General features: G+C 64.8%; 15 protein-coding genes. 6 read left to right on the top strand and 9 right to left on the bottom strand.

Annotated features, from left to right (window positions below):
• Positions 1–99 precede the first annotated feature (99 nt).
• Positions 100–759 (bottom strand): GntR family transcriptional regulator, encoded by a 660-nt coding sequence (locus tag RS85_RS00270; protein ID WP_046011411.1) that lies wholly within the window; start codon positions 757–759, stop codon positions 100–102.
• A gap of 153 nt (positions 760–912) precedes the next feature.
• On the opposite strand from RS85_RS00270, the gene RS85_RS00265 reads away from it, so the two are divergent.
• Both RS85_RS00265 and RS85_RS00260 read left to right on the top strand, forming a co-directional pair.
• On the top strand, positions 913–1,635 hold the full coding sequence (locus RS85_RS00265; protein ID WP_046011410.1) for an alpha/beta fold hydrolase: 723 nt from the start codon (positions 913–915) through the stop codon (positions 1,633–1,635).
• Between the two features lie 73 nt (positions 1,636–1,708).
• The gene (locus RS85_RS00260; protein WP_046011409.1) at positions 1,709–2,374 is read left to right on the top strand and encodes a trimeric intracellular cation channel family protein; all 666 of its coding nucleotides are present in this window, start codon (positions 1,709–1,711) and stop codon (positions 2,372–2,374) included.
• Between the two features lie 58 nt (positions 2,375–2,432).
• Here the strand turns inward: RS85_RS00260 and RS85_RS00255 are convergent, their stop codons facing one another.
• Positions 2,433–3,440 (bottom strand): endonuclease/exonuclease/phosphatase family protein, encoded by a 1,008-nt coding sequence (locus tag RS85_RS00255; RefSeq protein WP_052703236.1) that lies wholly within the window; start codon positions 3,438–3,440, stop codon positions 2,433–2,435.
• Between the two features lie 71 nt (positions 3,441–3,511).
• Between RS85_RS00255 and RS85_RS00250 the strand changes: the two genes are divergently transcribed.
• Together RS85_RS00250 and RS85_RS00245 are read left to right on the top strand one after the other, a co-directional pair.
• Positions 3,512–4,333: a MerR family transcriptional regulator gene (locus RS85_RS00250; RefSeq protein WP_046011408.1), complete on the top strand. Its 822-nt coding sequence runs from the start codon at positions 3,512–3,514 to the stop codon at positions 4,331–4,333.
• A 146-nt stretch (positions 4,334–4,479) separates the two neighbouring features.
• Positions 4,480–4,845: a hypothetical protein gene (locus RS85_RS00245; protein WP_046011407.1), complete on the top strand. Its 366-nt coding sequence runs from the start codon at positions 4,480–4,482 to the stop codon at positions 4,843–4,845.
• Positions 4,846–5,038: 193 nt separating this feature from the next.
• Here RS85_RS00245 and RS85_RS00240 read toward each other — a convergent pair whose 3' ends face one another.
• The 3 genes from RS85_RS00240 to RS85_RS00230 all read right to left on the bottom strand — a co-directional run bounded on the left by RS85_RS00240 (position 5,039) and on the right by RS85_RS00230 (position 7,981).
• Positions 5,039–6,130 (bottom strand): LLM class flavin-dependent oxidoreductase, encoded by a 1,092-nt coding sequence (locus tag RS85_RS00240; protein WP_046011406.1) that lies wholly within the window; start codon positions 6,128–6,130, stop codon positions 5,039–5,041.
• 70 nt (positions 6,131–6,200) lie between these two features.
• On the bottom strand, positions 6,201–6,863 hold the full coding sequence (locus RS85_RS00235) for an NADPH-dependent F420 reductase (protein ID WP_046011405.1): 663 nt from the start codon (positions 6,861–6,863) through the stop codon (positions 6,201–6,203).
• On the bottom strand, positions 6,860–7,981 hold the full coding sequence (locus RS85_RS00230) for an LLM class flavin-dependent oxidoreductase (RefSeq protein ID WP_082087422.1): 1,122 nt from the start codon (positions 7,979–7,981) through the stop codon (positions 6,860–6,862). The genes RS85_RS00235 and RS85_RS00230 overlap by 4 nt, the downstream gene beginning before the upstream one ends.
• A 159-nt stretch (positions 7,982–8,140) precedes the next feature.
• Between RS85_RS00230 and RS85_RS00225 the strand changes: the two genes are divergently transcribed.
• Both RS85_RS00225 and RS85_RS00220 read left to right on the top strand, forming a co-directional pair.
• Positions 8,141–8,455 (top strand): winged helix-turn-helix transcriptional regulator, encoded by a 315-nt coding sequence (locus tag RS85_RS00225; RefSeq protein ID WP_327037189.1) that lies wholly within the window; start codon positions 8,141–8,143, stop codon positions 8,453–8,455.
• Positions 8,456–8,905: 450 nt separating this feature from the next.
• Positions 8,906–9,262 (top strand): hypothetical protein, encoded by a 357-nt coding sequence (locus RS85_RS00220; RefSeq protein ID WP_046011404.1) that lies wholly within the window; start codon positions 8,906–8,908, stop codon positions 9,260–9,262.
• A 57-nt stretch (positions 9,263–9,319) separates the two neighbouring features.
• Here RS85_RS00220 and RS85_RS00215 read toward each other — a convergent pair whose 3' ends face one another.
• From RS85_RS00215 to RS85_RS19170, 4 genes are all read right to left on the bottom strand, one after another.
• Entirely contained in the window at positions 9,320–9,667 is a 348-nt protein-coding gene (locus RS85_RS00215; RefSeq protein ID WP_046011403.1) for a winged helix-turn-helix transcriptional regulator, read from the bottom strand.
• A gap of 224 nt (positions 9,668–9,891) precedes the next feature.
• Positions 9,892–10,779, bottom strand: a complete 888-nt coding sequence (locus RS85_RS18835; protein WP_052703235.1) for a class I SAM-dependent methyltransferase — start codon at positions 10,777–10,779, stop codon at positions 9,892–9,894.
• A gap of 579 nt (positions 10,780–11,358) precedes the next feature.
• Entirely contained in the window at positions 11,359–12,561 is a 1,203-nt protein-coding gene (locus RS85_RS00205; RefSeq protein ID WP_235282286.1) for an MFS transporter, read from the bottom strand.
• A gap of 741 nt (positions 12,562–13,302) precedes the next feature.
• The coding region (locus RS85_RS19170) for an integrase core domain-containing protein (RefSeq protein WP_152642291.1) at positions 13,303–13,520 on the bottom strand (218 nt) is incomplete at its 5' end.

Below are 13,520 nucleotides of genomic sequence, written 5' to 3'. Positions count from 1 at the left end.
AGCGTGGGACATGAAGGCCTCCTGAGTGCGGAAAGTGGTTCCTAGACAGCTCCACTCTCGCAACAGGAGGCCTTCACCTATCCGCAAATCACACGCGATTCACGCAACAACGTCCCTGGACATCACAGCTAGCGTGTGCCACGTCTCGAAGGTCAGATCCGATGCCCCTTCGACGTTCCCATCGGACAGCAGTGTGATGAGCTGCTCGTGTCGTTCGAGGGATGCCTGGCCGTCCACGGCGAAGCGTGCGCGCTCCGCGCGGCGTACGACGGGTCCGAAGAGATCCAGTACCGACGCGATGGCGTCGTTGCCGAGTACTGCCACTGGCACACGATGGAATTCCTCGTCGGCGTCCATGGCCGCGGCAATGTCATCCTTGGTCAACGCCTTCGCGAAGCGACGGTTCGCATTCCGCATGCGGTCGAGCTCGGCGTCAGTGGCGTTGCCTGCCATCTCCCGCACAGCCAGCACGTGCATGGCGGCTACAACGTCCCGGGCATCGCGAACGGCCTTGGGGTCGATCGTGCTCACGGTCGTGGACCGGCCCGGCTTGGCGACCACGAGCCCGCTCGCGCCCAGCCGCAGCAGCGCTTCGCGCACCGGCGTTCGGCTGACCCCGAGCCATTCGGCGATGTCCCCGTCTTTCAACTGCTCACCGGGGAGAAATGTGCCGTCGATGATCGCGTCGCGCAGCCGGCGGAAGACGTCGTCACGCAGTAGCGATCGGTCTACAGCTGAGGCTTGTTGAGGAATGGGCATGCAACATATTGCGCACACCTGTTCACCGAGAGCAAGTCGATCTTGGTTATTGCCTTCTGAATCCGACATGCAATATATTACGTATCGCTGGTGTTCTATTTCACAACACAACCCGCCCGGCTTCGTTCGGAGCCGAATCTGGAAGGAAGAATCATGACAACCACTGAAGAGATCAAGAACGTCGTCCTCGTGCACGGAGCATTCGCGGACGGGTCCGGCTGGCGCCGGGTCTACGACCTGCTGACCGCTCGCGGCTACCGCGTCTCCATCGTGCAGAACCCGCTCACCTCGTTCGCCGACGACGTCGCGGCAACAAACCGCGTCTTGGACGCCCAGGATGGCCCTGTCATCCTCGTCGGCCATTCGTGGGGCGGGACTGTGATCACAGAGGCGGGTGCACACCCGAAGGTCGCCGGCCTGGTCTACGTGTCTGCCCTCATCCCGGATGTCGGCGAGACCAGCGGGCAGCAGTACGAGGGCTTCGCACCGACCCCCGAGTTCGTCATCGACATCGGCGACGACGGGTACGGCTACCTCAACCGCGACGCTTTCCACGCGGGTTTTGCCGCCGACGTCAACGACGCTGACGCGGCGTTCCTGGCAGACAGCCAGGTGCCCGTGAACATGGCCGTTTTCGGCGAGGCTGTCACGGTGGCAGCATGGCGGGACAAGCCGAGCTGGGCGGTCATCGCCACAGAGGACAAGGCGTTCGACCAGGCGATGCTGCAGCACATGGCCAGCCGCATCGGCGCCGACATCACCAATGTCCCCGGCAGCCACGCCCTGTTCATCACGCAGGCCGAGACCGTCGCCGACGTGATCGCCACGGCCACGAACTCCTCGACCAAGGTCACTGCCGAAGCCGGCGCTCGCTGACGCTCGACCACCCGTCCGGGGTCAGATCGCTCGCAACGCGAGCTGACCCCGGACTTCACTCCGGAGGAGCATCATGGCGGTCACGACGTTTCAGGTGGCTCTTTGGGTGGAACTGCTTGCTGCAGGGCTCGGTGGACTTCAAGGTGCCTTGTTCGCAGCTGACACCCGTCACCGACGTATCGACGTCTTGGGTGTGCTCGTCATCGGATTGATCGTCGCGCTAGGCGGAAGCTTGCTGCGCGACGTTGTTCTGAACCAGCCTCCGGTTGTGATCTGGATGAACTGGTACCTGGTTGTCGCCGGCGCTGCCGCCCTGGTCGGCATGATCCTTCAACCCCTGATCGCGCATGCCGGCTGGCTGATCACCGTACTCGACGCGGTGGTCATGGGGCTGTTCGGTGCGATCGGTGCCACCAAGGCTCTCTCTCTCGGCGTCGGCGAGGTCGGTGCGTTGGTCGTGGGAGTGATCAGCGCGATCGGTGGCGGCATGCTCCGCGATATCGTCCTCAGTCTGCCGGTCTCATTCGTCCAGGTTGGAACGCTCTACGCCGTAGCCGCCGGCTCGGGGGCCGGCGTCCTCGTGCTGCTTGTCAGCCTCGGAACTCCCGTACTTCTCGCGGCGGTCATTTGCGTCGCGGTGACGACGATCGTCCGCCTCGTCGCTGTTGTCTTCAGTTGGACCTTCCCCGAGCAGCGATCACTCCCTACGCTTCACCGCCGAACGCCGAGGCAGTCGTGAACCACCACGACCGTCCCTCAAGCGCGATGCCATCAACCACGTGAACGGCGAGCGCACGCTACCGTCTGTCCAGCTCTGCGACGATCGGACGATGATCGCTCCCCGCGTCATCGAAAGACGTGACCGCCGACGCCCCGCGCACGCTCCATGCCTTGCCGGCCAAGACGTGATCGATCGGGGACGCAAGCCAGGGAGGTGCGGAGACAGGCCAGGTGCCGACCGCAGCAGTGCCGGCATTCAGGGATGCGTCCGCACAGGACCCGATCAGCCCGTCGCCGTCGCCCAGTCCCCACAGATGGTCGGCCGTCGCGTTCAGGTCCCCCGCGACGATAACGTCCGGAGAGTCGCACTGGTTGGCAACCCACTCGAGTCCGGCCCGCCAAGCGTCCATACGCCACGGCAGCGGCGGGAACGGATGCGCCGCCACCACCGTCGGCCCATCGCCGCCTACCGGTCGCAGCACGACGCTCGGCAGCCCCGGTGTCGACCCGGCGGCACGATCCACTTCGTAGACGCCCATTCCGTCGGCGATCAGGACGGACGTAGGAATCTCCGAGTACCCGGTCTCGCCGTGCGACGTGTGCGCCGCCATCCCGTGTCCGTCCGTGGCGAGAATACGGGCGACCTCCGCGGCTGCGCGTTCGTCCATTTCGGGCAGGCTGACGATGTCGGCGTCGACGTCATGGACGAGACGGGCGACATCGGCCGGACGTGCCGCCCCGCCCTGCGTGTTCCACACCACCACCGTCACCTCACCGCGCACGGGCTGACCGTCGGCGGCGCCCCGCCCAAGGAGGATGCCACCACTGGCGATGCTTCCCGCCCCGAGGACGACGGCCAGACCCGCAGCGACCCCCCACGATCTCTTCCCGCACGCGATCGACGCGAACAGCACGGCACCGACGCACAAGGCGATCGCGGTCGGCGCGCGAAACGCCACCACCTGCGACAAGATGAGGGCGCGCTGAGCGCCGAACAGCTGGGGCCACACGAGCAGTGTCACGGCCAGCCCGGCAACCACGACGGTGACGGTCAGCCGGATCGGATACCACCGCGTAGCTCGCATCACTCCAGTGAATCGCACGAGAACCGAGAAGACTGGGTACCGACTGGGACGCGGAAGAGGAGGATCGAGTCATGAGCGCTCTGATGACCATCGGCGACTTCTCGCGTGCGGTGCGAATGACCGCGAAAGCGCTCCGGTTCTACCACCAGAACGACATCCTCGTCCCGGCGGTCGTGGACCCGTACAACGGCTACCGCCTGTATAGCCCCAACCAGATCGCCGACGCCCAGATCGTCCGAACCCTGCGAGACCTGCGCGTGCCCATCCACTCCATCAAGGAGGTGTTGGCCGACACCGACGTCGCTGCACGCAAGCAGATGCTCGCGCGCCACCTCGGGACGATGGAACAGCAGCTCGCCGAAACGCAGCTCGCCGTGCAGAACCTGCGCGACATCCTCACCCCCACCAATGCCCCGGTCGAGATCTTGTACCGGAGCATCCCGGAGACGCGGGCGGTGGCCATCAGCGAGGTCGTCGACCTGCCGGACCTCCCCGGCTGGTTCCGGCAGTCCACATCGAAGCTGCAGCGCGTCGCCGCGCAGACCGATCGGGCATCCACCAGCGGCTTCGGCGGCGTCTGGCCGAACGAACTGATCTCGGGTGGGCGGGGTCTTGCGACAGTCTTCTTCACCGTCGAGGACGCGTTCACGGAACGCGCCATCGGTGACGGCGTCGCACTTGTCGAGCTTCCCGCCGTCGAGCTCGCTGTAGCCGTCCACGACGGCCCTGCAGAGACCGCCCCAAACGTGTACGCGGCGCTCGGGGAGCACGTCGCTCGCCACGAGCTCGGCACCGGGGGGCCCGTCCGTGAGACGTACATTCAGGGGTTTCGAACCATCGATCCGCACTCCGTCACCGAGGTCGGCTGGCCGATCTTGCGGGTCGTTCACTGAGGGCGAAAAGAGGGGTTTGACCTTCCCCTTGGGGGAAGCCAGAACCTTGAGTCATGCAGGAAACAGAGGTCCTCGACCGGTATCGGTCGGCAGTCCGAAGCCCCCTGCATGCTCACCCATCGAATCAGTGAATCTGGAGAAATCTCATGGCTACCACCGAAACGTACGACATCTACGACGCTGCGACCGTCCCGCCGGTCGTCGCCCAGTACATGGTCGCTCAGGGCGACGGAACCGACCCGGAGACGATCGCGCAGGCGTTCACCTCCGATGCGCACGTCAACGACGAGGGCATCGACTACAACGGTGAGGACGGCGTCCGCGCCTGGCTCAACAAGACCGTGGGCGAGTCCACCTACACGACGACCCTGACCGGTCAGCGTCAGGACGGACCTGACAAGTGGACGGTCATCGCCCACCTGGAGGGTGACTTCCCCGGCGGCGTCGTCGACCTGCCGTTCCGGTTCACGCTTCGTGGCGACAAGATCGCGAAGCTGATCATCGCCTTCTGAGGTCAGTGGTCGCCACCGGCGGCCCGCATCTGATGCACACCCGAATGGGGAGGTGCTCGCGATACTCACGCGAGCACCTCCCCATCGCCGTGCGCGGCTGTCAGGACGCGGCGACCTCGGTGGTCACGACGGACTCCTGGTCGACGCTCCCCCGGCGGGTTCGCTCCGCATCTTCCGTCGTCGGCCCTAGCTGTCAGGAAGCCGCGGTCACGAGGGGTTGTCCCACCCGACCCATGAGTTGGTCGACACTGGAGCTGCCGAGTTCCCGCTGCACGAGCGGACGCACCTCGGTTCCGAAGAGCTCGATCGCCTGGAGCACATCCTTGTGAGGGACACCCCCCATGTCGATGTGGATGTACTGACGTACGTGACCCCAGTGCTCGTGCATGAGCAGGATGCGTTCTGCGATCTCCTCCGGCGAGCCGATGAGCAGCCCGCCGCCGGCACCGGTGTCACGGTCATAGGATGCCCGGTCGGGGGGCAAGAACCCTCGCTGCTCGCCGACGGTTCTCATGAACTGGTGCCAGTGGGGCCACCACGCTTCGCGGGCCTGCTTGCCGTCGCGCATCAGAAACCCGGGGCTTCCGAGCATCACCAAGGTCTGTTCCGGGGTGTTGCCGAACTGTTCGGCGGCATGACGATACAACTGAGCGTTGGTGGCGCTGCGGGTGGCGCTTCCACCGAGCACGCCGGTCGCCATGGGGAGGCCTAGGCTCGCGGCGCGGATGACGGAGTTCGGGTTGCCGCCCACACCGAGCCAGATCGGGATCTGGCCGTGCTCTGCACGCGGCGGAACATATTGACCGGTGAGGATCGGACGAGTCGTGCCCTTCCAGGTGACGTGCGGAGAACGGTTCACTTCGAGGAGCAGATCGAGCTTCTCGGCGAACAGGCGATCGTAGTCCTGGAGGTCGTATCCGAACAGCGGGTACGACTCGATCGATGATCCACGGCCGGGGATCATCTCCACCCGTCCGTTCGAGATCGCGTCGACGGTGGAGTACTGCTCGTACACCCGCACAGGGTCGTCGGTGCTGAGCACTGTCACCGCACTGGAGAGCTTGATCCTGTTGGTTGCCTGTGCCGCAGCAGCAAGCACGGGGGCGGCGGCCGAGACGGGGAACTCAGGGACGTGGTGTTCCCCGAGGCCGAACCAGTCCAGGCCCGCCTGCTCAGCCACCACGATGGCTTCCACGACGTTGCGTATTGCCTGCGCCTCCGAGATGCGTGTTCCAGTGATGGGGTCGCGGCTTGCGTCCCCGAATGCGCCAATACCGAGTTCCATGGTTGTTCTCCTTCAAGTGTTTGTTGGTCGGGCGTGCGTACACGACGGCGTCGCGTCCGCGGGACAGGGATCAGGCGACGTCGAAGACGGGGGATGTCACCGCTCGGATGTCGTCGGCTGTGGGGCGTGCCCCAAAGAGTGGATTGCCTGGCTGCAGTTGCCAGCCCAGCTCGAGCCGGTCAAGGGCGACAGGGTCGTATCCGATGCGGTCGATCAGTTCCGCGACCACGGCGACGTCCTGCGGTGAGTCTCCGGCCACGGCCATGCCGAGACGCTCGGGGTGACCGGAGGGACGACGGTCAGGTTCGAGATCGTGGTAGCCGGTGTGGTTGAACGTCTTCACCAGACGCGAGATCTGAAGCATCTCGCGCACCACCACGCTGGATCCTGTCGCGGCGTCCTCGAACGCGGCGATAGTCCCGTCGACCGGGGGCCAGTAGTTCATCGCATCGATGACCAGCCGATCGGCGAGCATTGCCGTGTCCACGGTCGGGAGGCGATGAAGCGGGAGCGCCAGAACCACCAGGTCAGCGTCTGCGGTCGCTTCTCGTGCCCACCGCGCGGCGGCGCCGGGAGCGGTGATCGCCGCGATCATTTCCACGTTCTCGGGGTCACCCGACCCCGCGAGCGTTACGTTGTATCCGGCGTCGATGAGCGTGCGGGCGATCGAGGTCCCAACGCGTCCCGCGCCGAGGATCGCCACCCGGTTGATCAGTCCCTCGGTCTCCATCATCGCGCCGCCTTCTCGGCCGGCTGCATGATCAGTGCGCGCACTCGGGGGACGACGTCGGTGCCGAACCGTTCGATGCTCTCCTTCTTGTCGCGATGGGGCATGTGGCTCGCTGCCGCGACAAAATCGAACCGCGATGCGCCGATCATCTGCATGCCGGCGGCGATCCGCTGGGCCACGGTCTCCGCGGAGCCGACCAGCAGGCTGCCCGCAGCCACCTCCGCGTCGAAGCGGTCCCGACGATAGGTCGCCCATCCCCGCTTCGGGGCCTCGGCATTCATCACCCCCGACCACACCGGCCAGAACCTCTCCTCGGCCTCCTGATCGGTGTCCGCGATGTACCCATGTGCGTGCATACCGATCGGCTGCTCCACCTGCCCGAACTCCGCGGCCGCTTCGCGGTACAACCGCGACAGGCCGGCGAATCGCGATAGCGAGCCACCGATGATGCCGAACATGAGCGGGAGGCCGAATCGGGCGGCGCGTACGACCGACTGCGGGCTCCCGCCCACACCGGCCCACACCGGGATCGCGCCGGCGGCCACCTGTGGCTCCAGCACCTGCTCGACGAGTGCGGTGCGGAATCGACCAGACCACGTCACCGGCTGATCCCGCAGCAGCCTCATCAGCAGGTCGAGCTTCTCGTCGAAAAGATCCTCGTAGTCCGCGAGGTCGTAACCGAACAACGGGAACGACTCGATCGCCGACCCACGCCCGACGATCATCTGAGCACGGCCACTCGACACCGCATCCAGCGTCGCGAACTCGTTATACACCCGCACCGGATCCTGCGTGCTCAGGACCGTTACCGCGGTGCCGAGTCGAAGCGTCTCGGTCCGGGACGCGATGGCACCCAGAATGACGGGGCCGGCGGAGTCCATCATCCCGCGCCGGTAATGCTCGGCTATGCCGAACGAATCGAGGCCGACGCTCTCAGCGGCCACAGCCTCCTCGACGACATCCCGCACCACCTGAGCGCCTGGGACGGGGGCCCCCGACGGATCCTCGTACTGGAAGGCGAAGGTGCCGATTCCGAAGTGCAGACCGCCAGGAGCCGGGTCGGTGATCCGGGGCTCCGAAGGCCGGGGTGATGGTTGTTCTCGATCCCATGAGTTACTCATGGTTACTGGAGTACCATTCAATAACCAGTCACTTCAATGTTACCCATCGGCTAGCGACCAGATCGACAGGAAAGGATCAGGATGGACTTCTCTGCGAGCCCCATGCTTCACATCTGCAACGAGGGGGATCCGACGCTTTTTCGGTCGATCCTTGACCGGGTGGGTGGCAAGTGGACGGTGATCATCGTCGGTTTGCTGCAGCAGCGGCCGCTTCGGTTCACGGAACTCCTGAACGCGATCCCCGGCATTTCTCGCCGGATGCTGACCATCAGCCTGCGCTCCCTCGAACGCGACGGCTTGATCGAACGCGAGGTGTTCGCGGAAGTGCCTCCTCGCGTCGAGTACCGGGCGACAGCTCTCGGGGTCAGTCTGAGCGAGCCGGTGATCGCTCTCGCTAGCTGGGTGTCCGAACACAAGGCGGAGATCGCCGCGACTCGCGCCATCGTCGACGCCTCGACCGGCAGCGACTGCTGAGTGTTCGCGCCACCGTCAACGTCATCGCAACGAATCGGGGCTCGACCTCGTCGCCACTTGCGATTCCAAAGTAACCAGTGAATCGCAAGTAGCTTGAGCGCTGTTTGCCAGAAGCTAGACGGGGGACGAGGGTTACCTGGGTGGCCGCCGGTCACAGCAAACCCAGACGAGAAAGGGCACAGAAGAGCCCGGCTACGAGCTGTACGCCTTCTACCACAGCCCCGACGAGGTCGGTTCGTACCGCATCAGCGAGCGCTGGACGACAGGTGAGGGCCTGCGCAAGCACATCGAAAACCCAGAACTGTACCCCTTCCTCGCCCGGTTCGGCGAGACATTGGACTTCTCCAACGCCCAGTGGGTGCGGGCCGTCTGAGGACGACTCCGGCGCACTGAGTGGATCTCATGTCATCTAAGCAAGGCACATCTCACAACCTTGAAGGAGAACCGATTATGAAGAACACCGCACGCAGGCTCGCCGCCGCGGCTACCACGGCCACTCTCGCTCTCGGCCTGTCCACCGGTCTCGCAGGTGCCGCTAACGCCGCCATCACGACCCCCGACTCCGCGGCTTCTGTCTCGGCAGCCGAGCGGGGCGCCACCTATGAATTCCGCTTCAATCTGTTGGTTCCGAACGCACCGGTGACCTTCGATGTCGACGGTACGGTCGTCGGCACCGGCACGACCAACTCCAACGGGGACGTGAGCTTCTTCTACGCGCCCTCCAACGCCGAGCCCGGCTACCACAAGCTGTACGCCCGCACGCTTTACGGCATCTGGTCCTCGTCGGGCTTCGGCACGACGCTCTGACTCCGACGCGCTCGCGGCGGAAGGCTACATGCGAACGCCACCTCGGCGACTCTGGTGCTACACGTCGCTGCTGGGCGGGAGGTGGCGTTCGCTCCACTGCGCCAACGGATGGAGCGTGGCGATCAGCTCCTCCGCTTCGGGGGTAAGCGCGTAGGTGATCTGCACCGGCGTACTGGGAACCACCGTGCGCGCGACGAGGTGGCGTTCCTGCAACTGCTTGAGGCGCAGGGTGAGTTGCGGGTCAGAGATTCCGGGAACCATGGCGCGATACTCCTTGAAGCGCCGCGCCCCACGGGCCCCGGCAAGCAGGATCGGCCCCGTCCAGCGGGTGCCGATGATGTCGAGAGCGCGCACGATCCGCAGGCAACTCTCCTCGCGTGCGCGAGTCTCGAAAGGCGTAGTCATTTCCAACCTCGCCGGCCGATGTCTGCTGACGAGTCGACCACAACTTCAGTGGCGACCTTATCCGCCCCGTCTCCAGCCACTCTTCCTCTTTCGGTTGACACGCGTCCCTGTGGTGGCGGCACCCGATCGCGATCCTTTGAGTTACTCATGGTTACTTGAGTACCATGCGATAACTGGTCACTTCAATGTAACTGACCTGCCAGCGACCATACCGACTCAACGAGCTAAGCGGCGTCCGCGTCGCTGCTGGGGCGGATCGCCGCAACAAGAATGGGGCCACCCGGAACGGTCTCGAACAGCTTCAGACGGAGGAATCCTCGCTGGTTCACGCGATCGATCACGTCGTCCGTGGTGAGTGTGCTCCCGCCCGCAACTGCCGCCAACCACGCGTTCGCGGTGCGCAACCTCCTGTCCTGTGCTCCAGAAATGGTCCCGAGCACTAGCAAGCCGCCGGGCCGCAACGCGGTGATCACCTTCGTAAGCGCCTGGTCGATGATCGGATCAGGGATGAATGGCACGGGCAACCAGGCGAGGTCGTAAGCACCGATCTCTTCGAGGTCGAGGACATCCTGATGACGCAGCCGCACTCGACCCCCGACGCCGCCCAGCTCACCGAGCCGCGACTCCGCGATTGCCAGGGGGTGCGAGTCGATGTCGATGCCGGTGATCACAGCGCTCGGTACCGCCTCCGCCAACGCTGTCGCGATCGCACCCACACCTGTGCCTACATCGAGCACTCTCGCTTCGCTGTCTGATCGCAGGAATCCGTACGCGGGTGCAATCCGCGAGACTATGAGCTTGGCCACCAACGCTGATGCTTCGCCTTGAGCACGCATGGCGTCGTCGCTCAAATCAGACCACGCCCGAGTAGTTCCCGCCGCAGCGGCAGCCCCTTGGCTCAACACGCTGACCAGCGCGGAGCCCACGGCCGATCGATCATCCCAGAGGGAGGCCAGCGCAGACTCCAGCTCCGGCACCGTCCGAAGAAGCGCGCCACGTTCATCGTCGATAGTCAGCGCCTCTGCGGGCGTGCGTGCGGCCGAGTCTGTGAGAGCCGAGGCGACCGCGGCCGCCACGACCGACGATGCCCAAAGCTCGTTCACTACATTCATTGCGTGTGCACGCTGATCAGACACGAGTCTCCTGACGTTGGGGTTTTCACGTGGGGCGCTGCTCGTTGGTCGAAACGCCACCCCCGCGAAATGCAATATACTACATGTTGCCTAATTCGTCACTGCGAGCGAACACGATCGAGCTGGCGAGGACGAAGGATCGACGTGCTTACGACCTAGTGATCATCGATGTTGGCGCCGCCACCTCTAGCACGGCGGTGGTGCTTGGCGATCGCGACGGTCATTGCTGCAGGACTTTCCAGGTGCTGAGCGGAAACCACGCAGGCCACGCGTCGAGTCCTGCCTTCTTCAAAATGACCACCCCACTGCCTCATACAGATATGCGATCGACGTGTTCGACGCGCGAGTCCGATGACATCCGCATCCAACAGTTCCGCGTAGTCATCGGGTTCTGCTCGTGTAAGACGGCCTGCCGAAAACGATCGTTTCTGGCAGGTGCTCGTGACAAGGCTGAGAGGCCCTGCCGTAAACGGTGACCGGTTTTCGGCCCGATCAGCACCCGTCTGAATCGGCAGGGGGTTTCGGCGGATTGTCGATCGGAGCCAACCCAGGCCCAGGTCAGTCGCTTGCGCCCTCTGGCCCTTCGGCGGTGAACGTGCGCAACGTCTTGTCGGACAGGACGACGATTGACGCCAGCACGGCGACGCCGCCGGCCAGGGCGATCATCGTCCCTGCGCCCACAGTGGCCGCGACGAGCCCGATCAGAGCATTAATCACAAGCTGCGGGGCCTGCTGGACGATGATGAGCAGGCTTTGGAACCTCGACACCATCAGTGGCGGTGCGAGCATGATGTACGTCGGGAACAGGTGCGCTGTGAAGATCACGACGCCTACGCCGACGAGGCTGGTGCTCGCCACGGCAAGCGCCCAGTGTGATGACAGCGCGAGTAGTACGAGGCCGGCGCCGATGAGCAGCGGTCCGACTGTCATGGGTCGCCACACCTTCGAGGCTGTGCCTCGCCACGCGAACCATGCCCCGCTGAGGATGCCGCCCGCGATCCAACCCGCTTCGATGAGACCGGCCTCCGTTGCCGACCATCCTCGCTCTCGGGCTGCGAGGGGGATGCCGAGCAGCACTGCTGGGATGACCGCTCCCGCGACGATCGCGACGCACAGCAGCAGGGAGGGGACGCCCTGGGTCGTGCGAGCGGTCTTCAGTCCACTGACGATGCCACCGAATGTCACCGACTCGGATGCAGGAGGTTGCTCGAGCGGGGGGTGAATGAGCAGGAGCGTGACCAGCATCAGGATGCAGCCCACGACGTCAAGCAGCGCGACCCCGCTCAGCGCGACCATCCCGATGAGGAGGCCGCCTAGTGGCGGTGCGATGGTTCGGGCGATCTGGCTCGCCATGCCGACCCTGGCCATAGCTGCCCCAAGGGTTTTGTCTGCGACAAAGAGCCGCGGGAACACACCCGCGGCGGGTCGATGGAACGCGGACACGGTGCCGATCAGGGCGGCCGTCAGCAAGAGCAATGCGGGAGGTGTGGACCATAGGGCGACTGCGGCGGCGAGCCCGCCGCTGATGAGCAGCAGCGCCGCCGTGCAGACGACCATCACCCGTCGCGGTCCGAATCTGTCGGCAACGGCCCCGCCGAGTAGCCCCAGGAGAACAGATGGAGCGATGCTCATAGTGAGCACCGCAGCTGCAATGTGGGGGCCGTATCCCGAGGCCACCCATGTCAGCGCGAACGCAAGGACACCAGATCCAAGCTCTGATCCGACCGACGCCCCGACCCATGCATTGAAGCCTTTCGGCATCCGAGGGGCGGTCATGACCAGCAAGTGTTCCACAGCAGGCACGTCGAGCCAAGCAGATCGGGCCCTGCGGGACGACTGTCGAAACCCTCCAAATTTCGACCGGTCGCCGTAAACGATCGTTTGCGGCGCACACGCCGCGGGCTGTTCTCGACGGTTGCCGGAACCGTTCGTCGGAACGATCAATCGGCAGAGGGTTTCGGCTAGGTGGCGAAAGCGACCGTGCCCCGGCTAGCTGACCGATTGACTTTCTGGCGCGTGCAACGTTTCGCTGCTGGCCGGTCATGTTCTTAGTGAGCCACTATGAGCTAGGAGCATGATGAACGATCAGGACATTGACCGCAGGTTGAATGCTGCCGATCCGGCGAGCCCGGAGCCTGCTGGTCTCTCTTTGGTGATCGACACCTTGGTCGCGGAGCCGGTAGGGAGGAGTCGCCAGCGGCTGAGTCGTCGGTGGCGACCTGCGCTGATTACAGGCGGTGTTCTCGCTCTTGCGGGCGGGCTTGTGGCAGCCGCGAACATCGACACGATCCTGCTGTCCATCCCGCCGTTCTCCACGTTGAGTGCGGGCGAGTCACGTGTTGTCGACGGTCTGCCATACTCCCCACTCGAGGACCGGACCGCGGAGAGCGATGCAAGCTGTACATCGACCTCGCTGGCCTCACCGGTACTCAGTTCACGGAGGCGAGTAGCTATTGGTCTTCTGTGGAGCCGGCTGCATTCGCGGCCGCGGTCGAGGAGCAGCTAGGTGTTCTTCCCCGTGAGGTTGTGAACGCGGTCTGAGGGTGTTTGGCCGCTGATGCCGGTGTGGGGTCTGTGGTGATTGTAGTGATGAAGCCAGGTGTCGTAGGTTGCTGCTCGGGCTTCGTCGCTGGCGTAGGTCTCGGCGTAAGCCCATTCCTGGGCGAGGGTGCGGTTGAAGCGCTCGACCTTCCCGTTCGTTTGGGGGCGGTAAGGCTTCG

Origin of the sequence: Microbacterium sp. SA39 (assembly GCF_000967865.1) — a bacterium.
Classification (GTDB): domain Bacteria; phylum Actinomycetota; class Actinomycetes; order Actinomycetales; family Microbacteriaceae; genus Microbacterium.
Note: the sequence above shows the minus strand (reverse complement) of the source record. Positions and strands in the feature narration are given on the sequence as shown.

Coding starts and splice junctions, on each gene's coding strand:
- RS85_RS18835 (WP_052703235.1), bottom strand. CDS start 10,779: ATGAATGTAGTGAACGAGCTTTGGGCATCGTCGGTCGTGGCGGCCGCG.
- RS85_RS00205 (WP_235282286.1), bottom strand. CDS start 12,561: ATGCCGAAAGGCTTCAATGCATGGGTCGGGGCGTCGGTCGGATCAGAG.
- RS85_RS00270 (WP_046011411.1), bottom strand. CDS start 759: ATGCCCATTCCTCAACAAGCCTCAGCTGTAGACCGATCGCTACTGCGT.
- RS85_RS00230 (WP_082087422.1), bottom strand. CDS start 7,981: ATGAGTAACTCATGGGATCGAGAACAACCATCACCCCGGCCTTCGGAG.
- RS85_RS00235 (WP_046011405.1), bottom strand. CDS start 6,863: ATGATGGAGACCGAGGGACTGATCAACCGGGTGGCGATCCTCGGCGCG.
- RS85_RS00215 (WP_046011403.1), bottom strand. CDS start 9,667: ATGACTACGCCTTTCGAGACTCGCGCACGCGAGGAGAGTTGCCTGCGG.
- RS85_RS00265 (WP_046011410.1), top strand. CDS start 913: ATGACAACCACTGAAGAGATCAAGAACGTCGTCCTCGTGCACGGAGCA.
- RS85_RS00220 (WP_046011404.1), top strand. CDS start 8,906: ATGAAGAACACCGCACGCAGGCTCGCCGCCGCGGCTACCACGGCCACT.
- RS85_RS00255 (WP_052703236.1), bottom strand. CDS start 3,440: ATGCGAGCTACGCGGTGGTATCCGATCCGGCTGACCGTCACCGTCGTG.
- RS85_RS00250 (WP_046011408.1), top strand. CDS start 3,512: ATGAGCGCTCTGATGACCATCGGCGACTTCTCGCGTGCGGTGCGAATG.
- RS85_RS00260 (WP_046011409.1), top strand. CDS start 1,709: ATGGCGGTCACGACGTTTCAGGTGGCTCTTTGGGTGGAACTGCTTGCT.
- RS85_RS00245 (WP_046011407.1), top strand. CDS start 4,480: ATGGCTACCACCGAAACGTACGACATCTACGACGCTGCGACCGTCCCG.
- RS85_RS00240 (WP_046011406.1), bottom strand. CDS start 6,130: ATGGAACTCGGTATTGGCGCATTCGGGGACGCAAGCCGCGACCCCATC.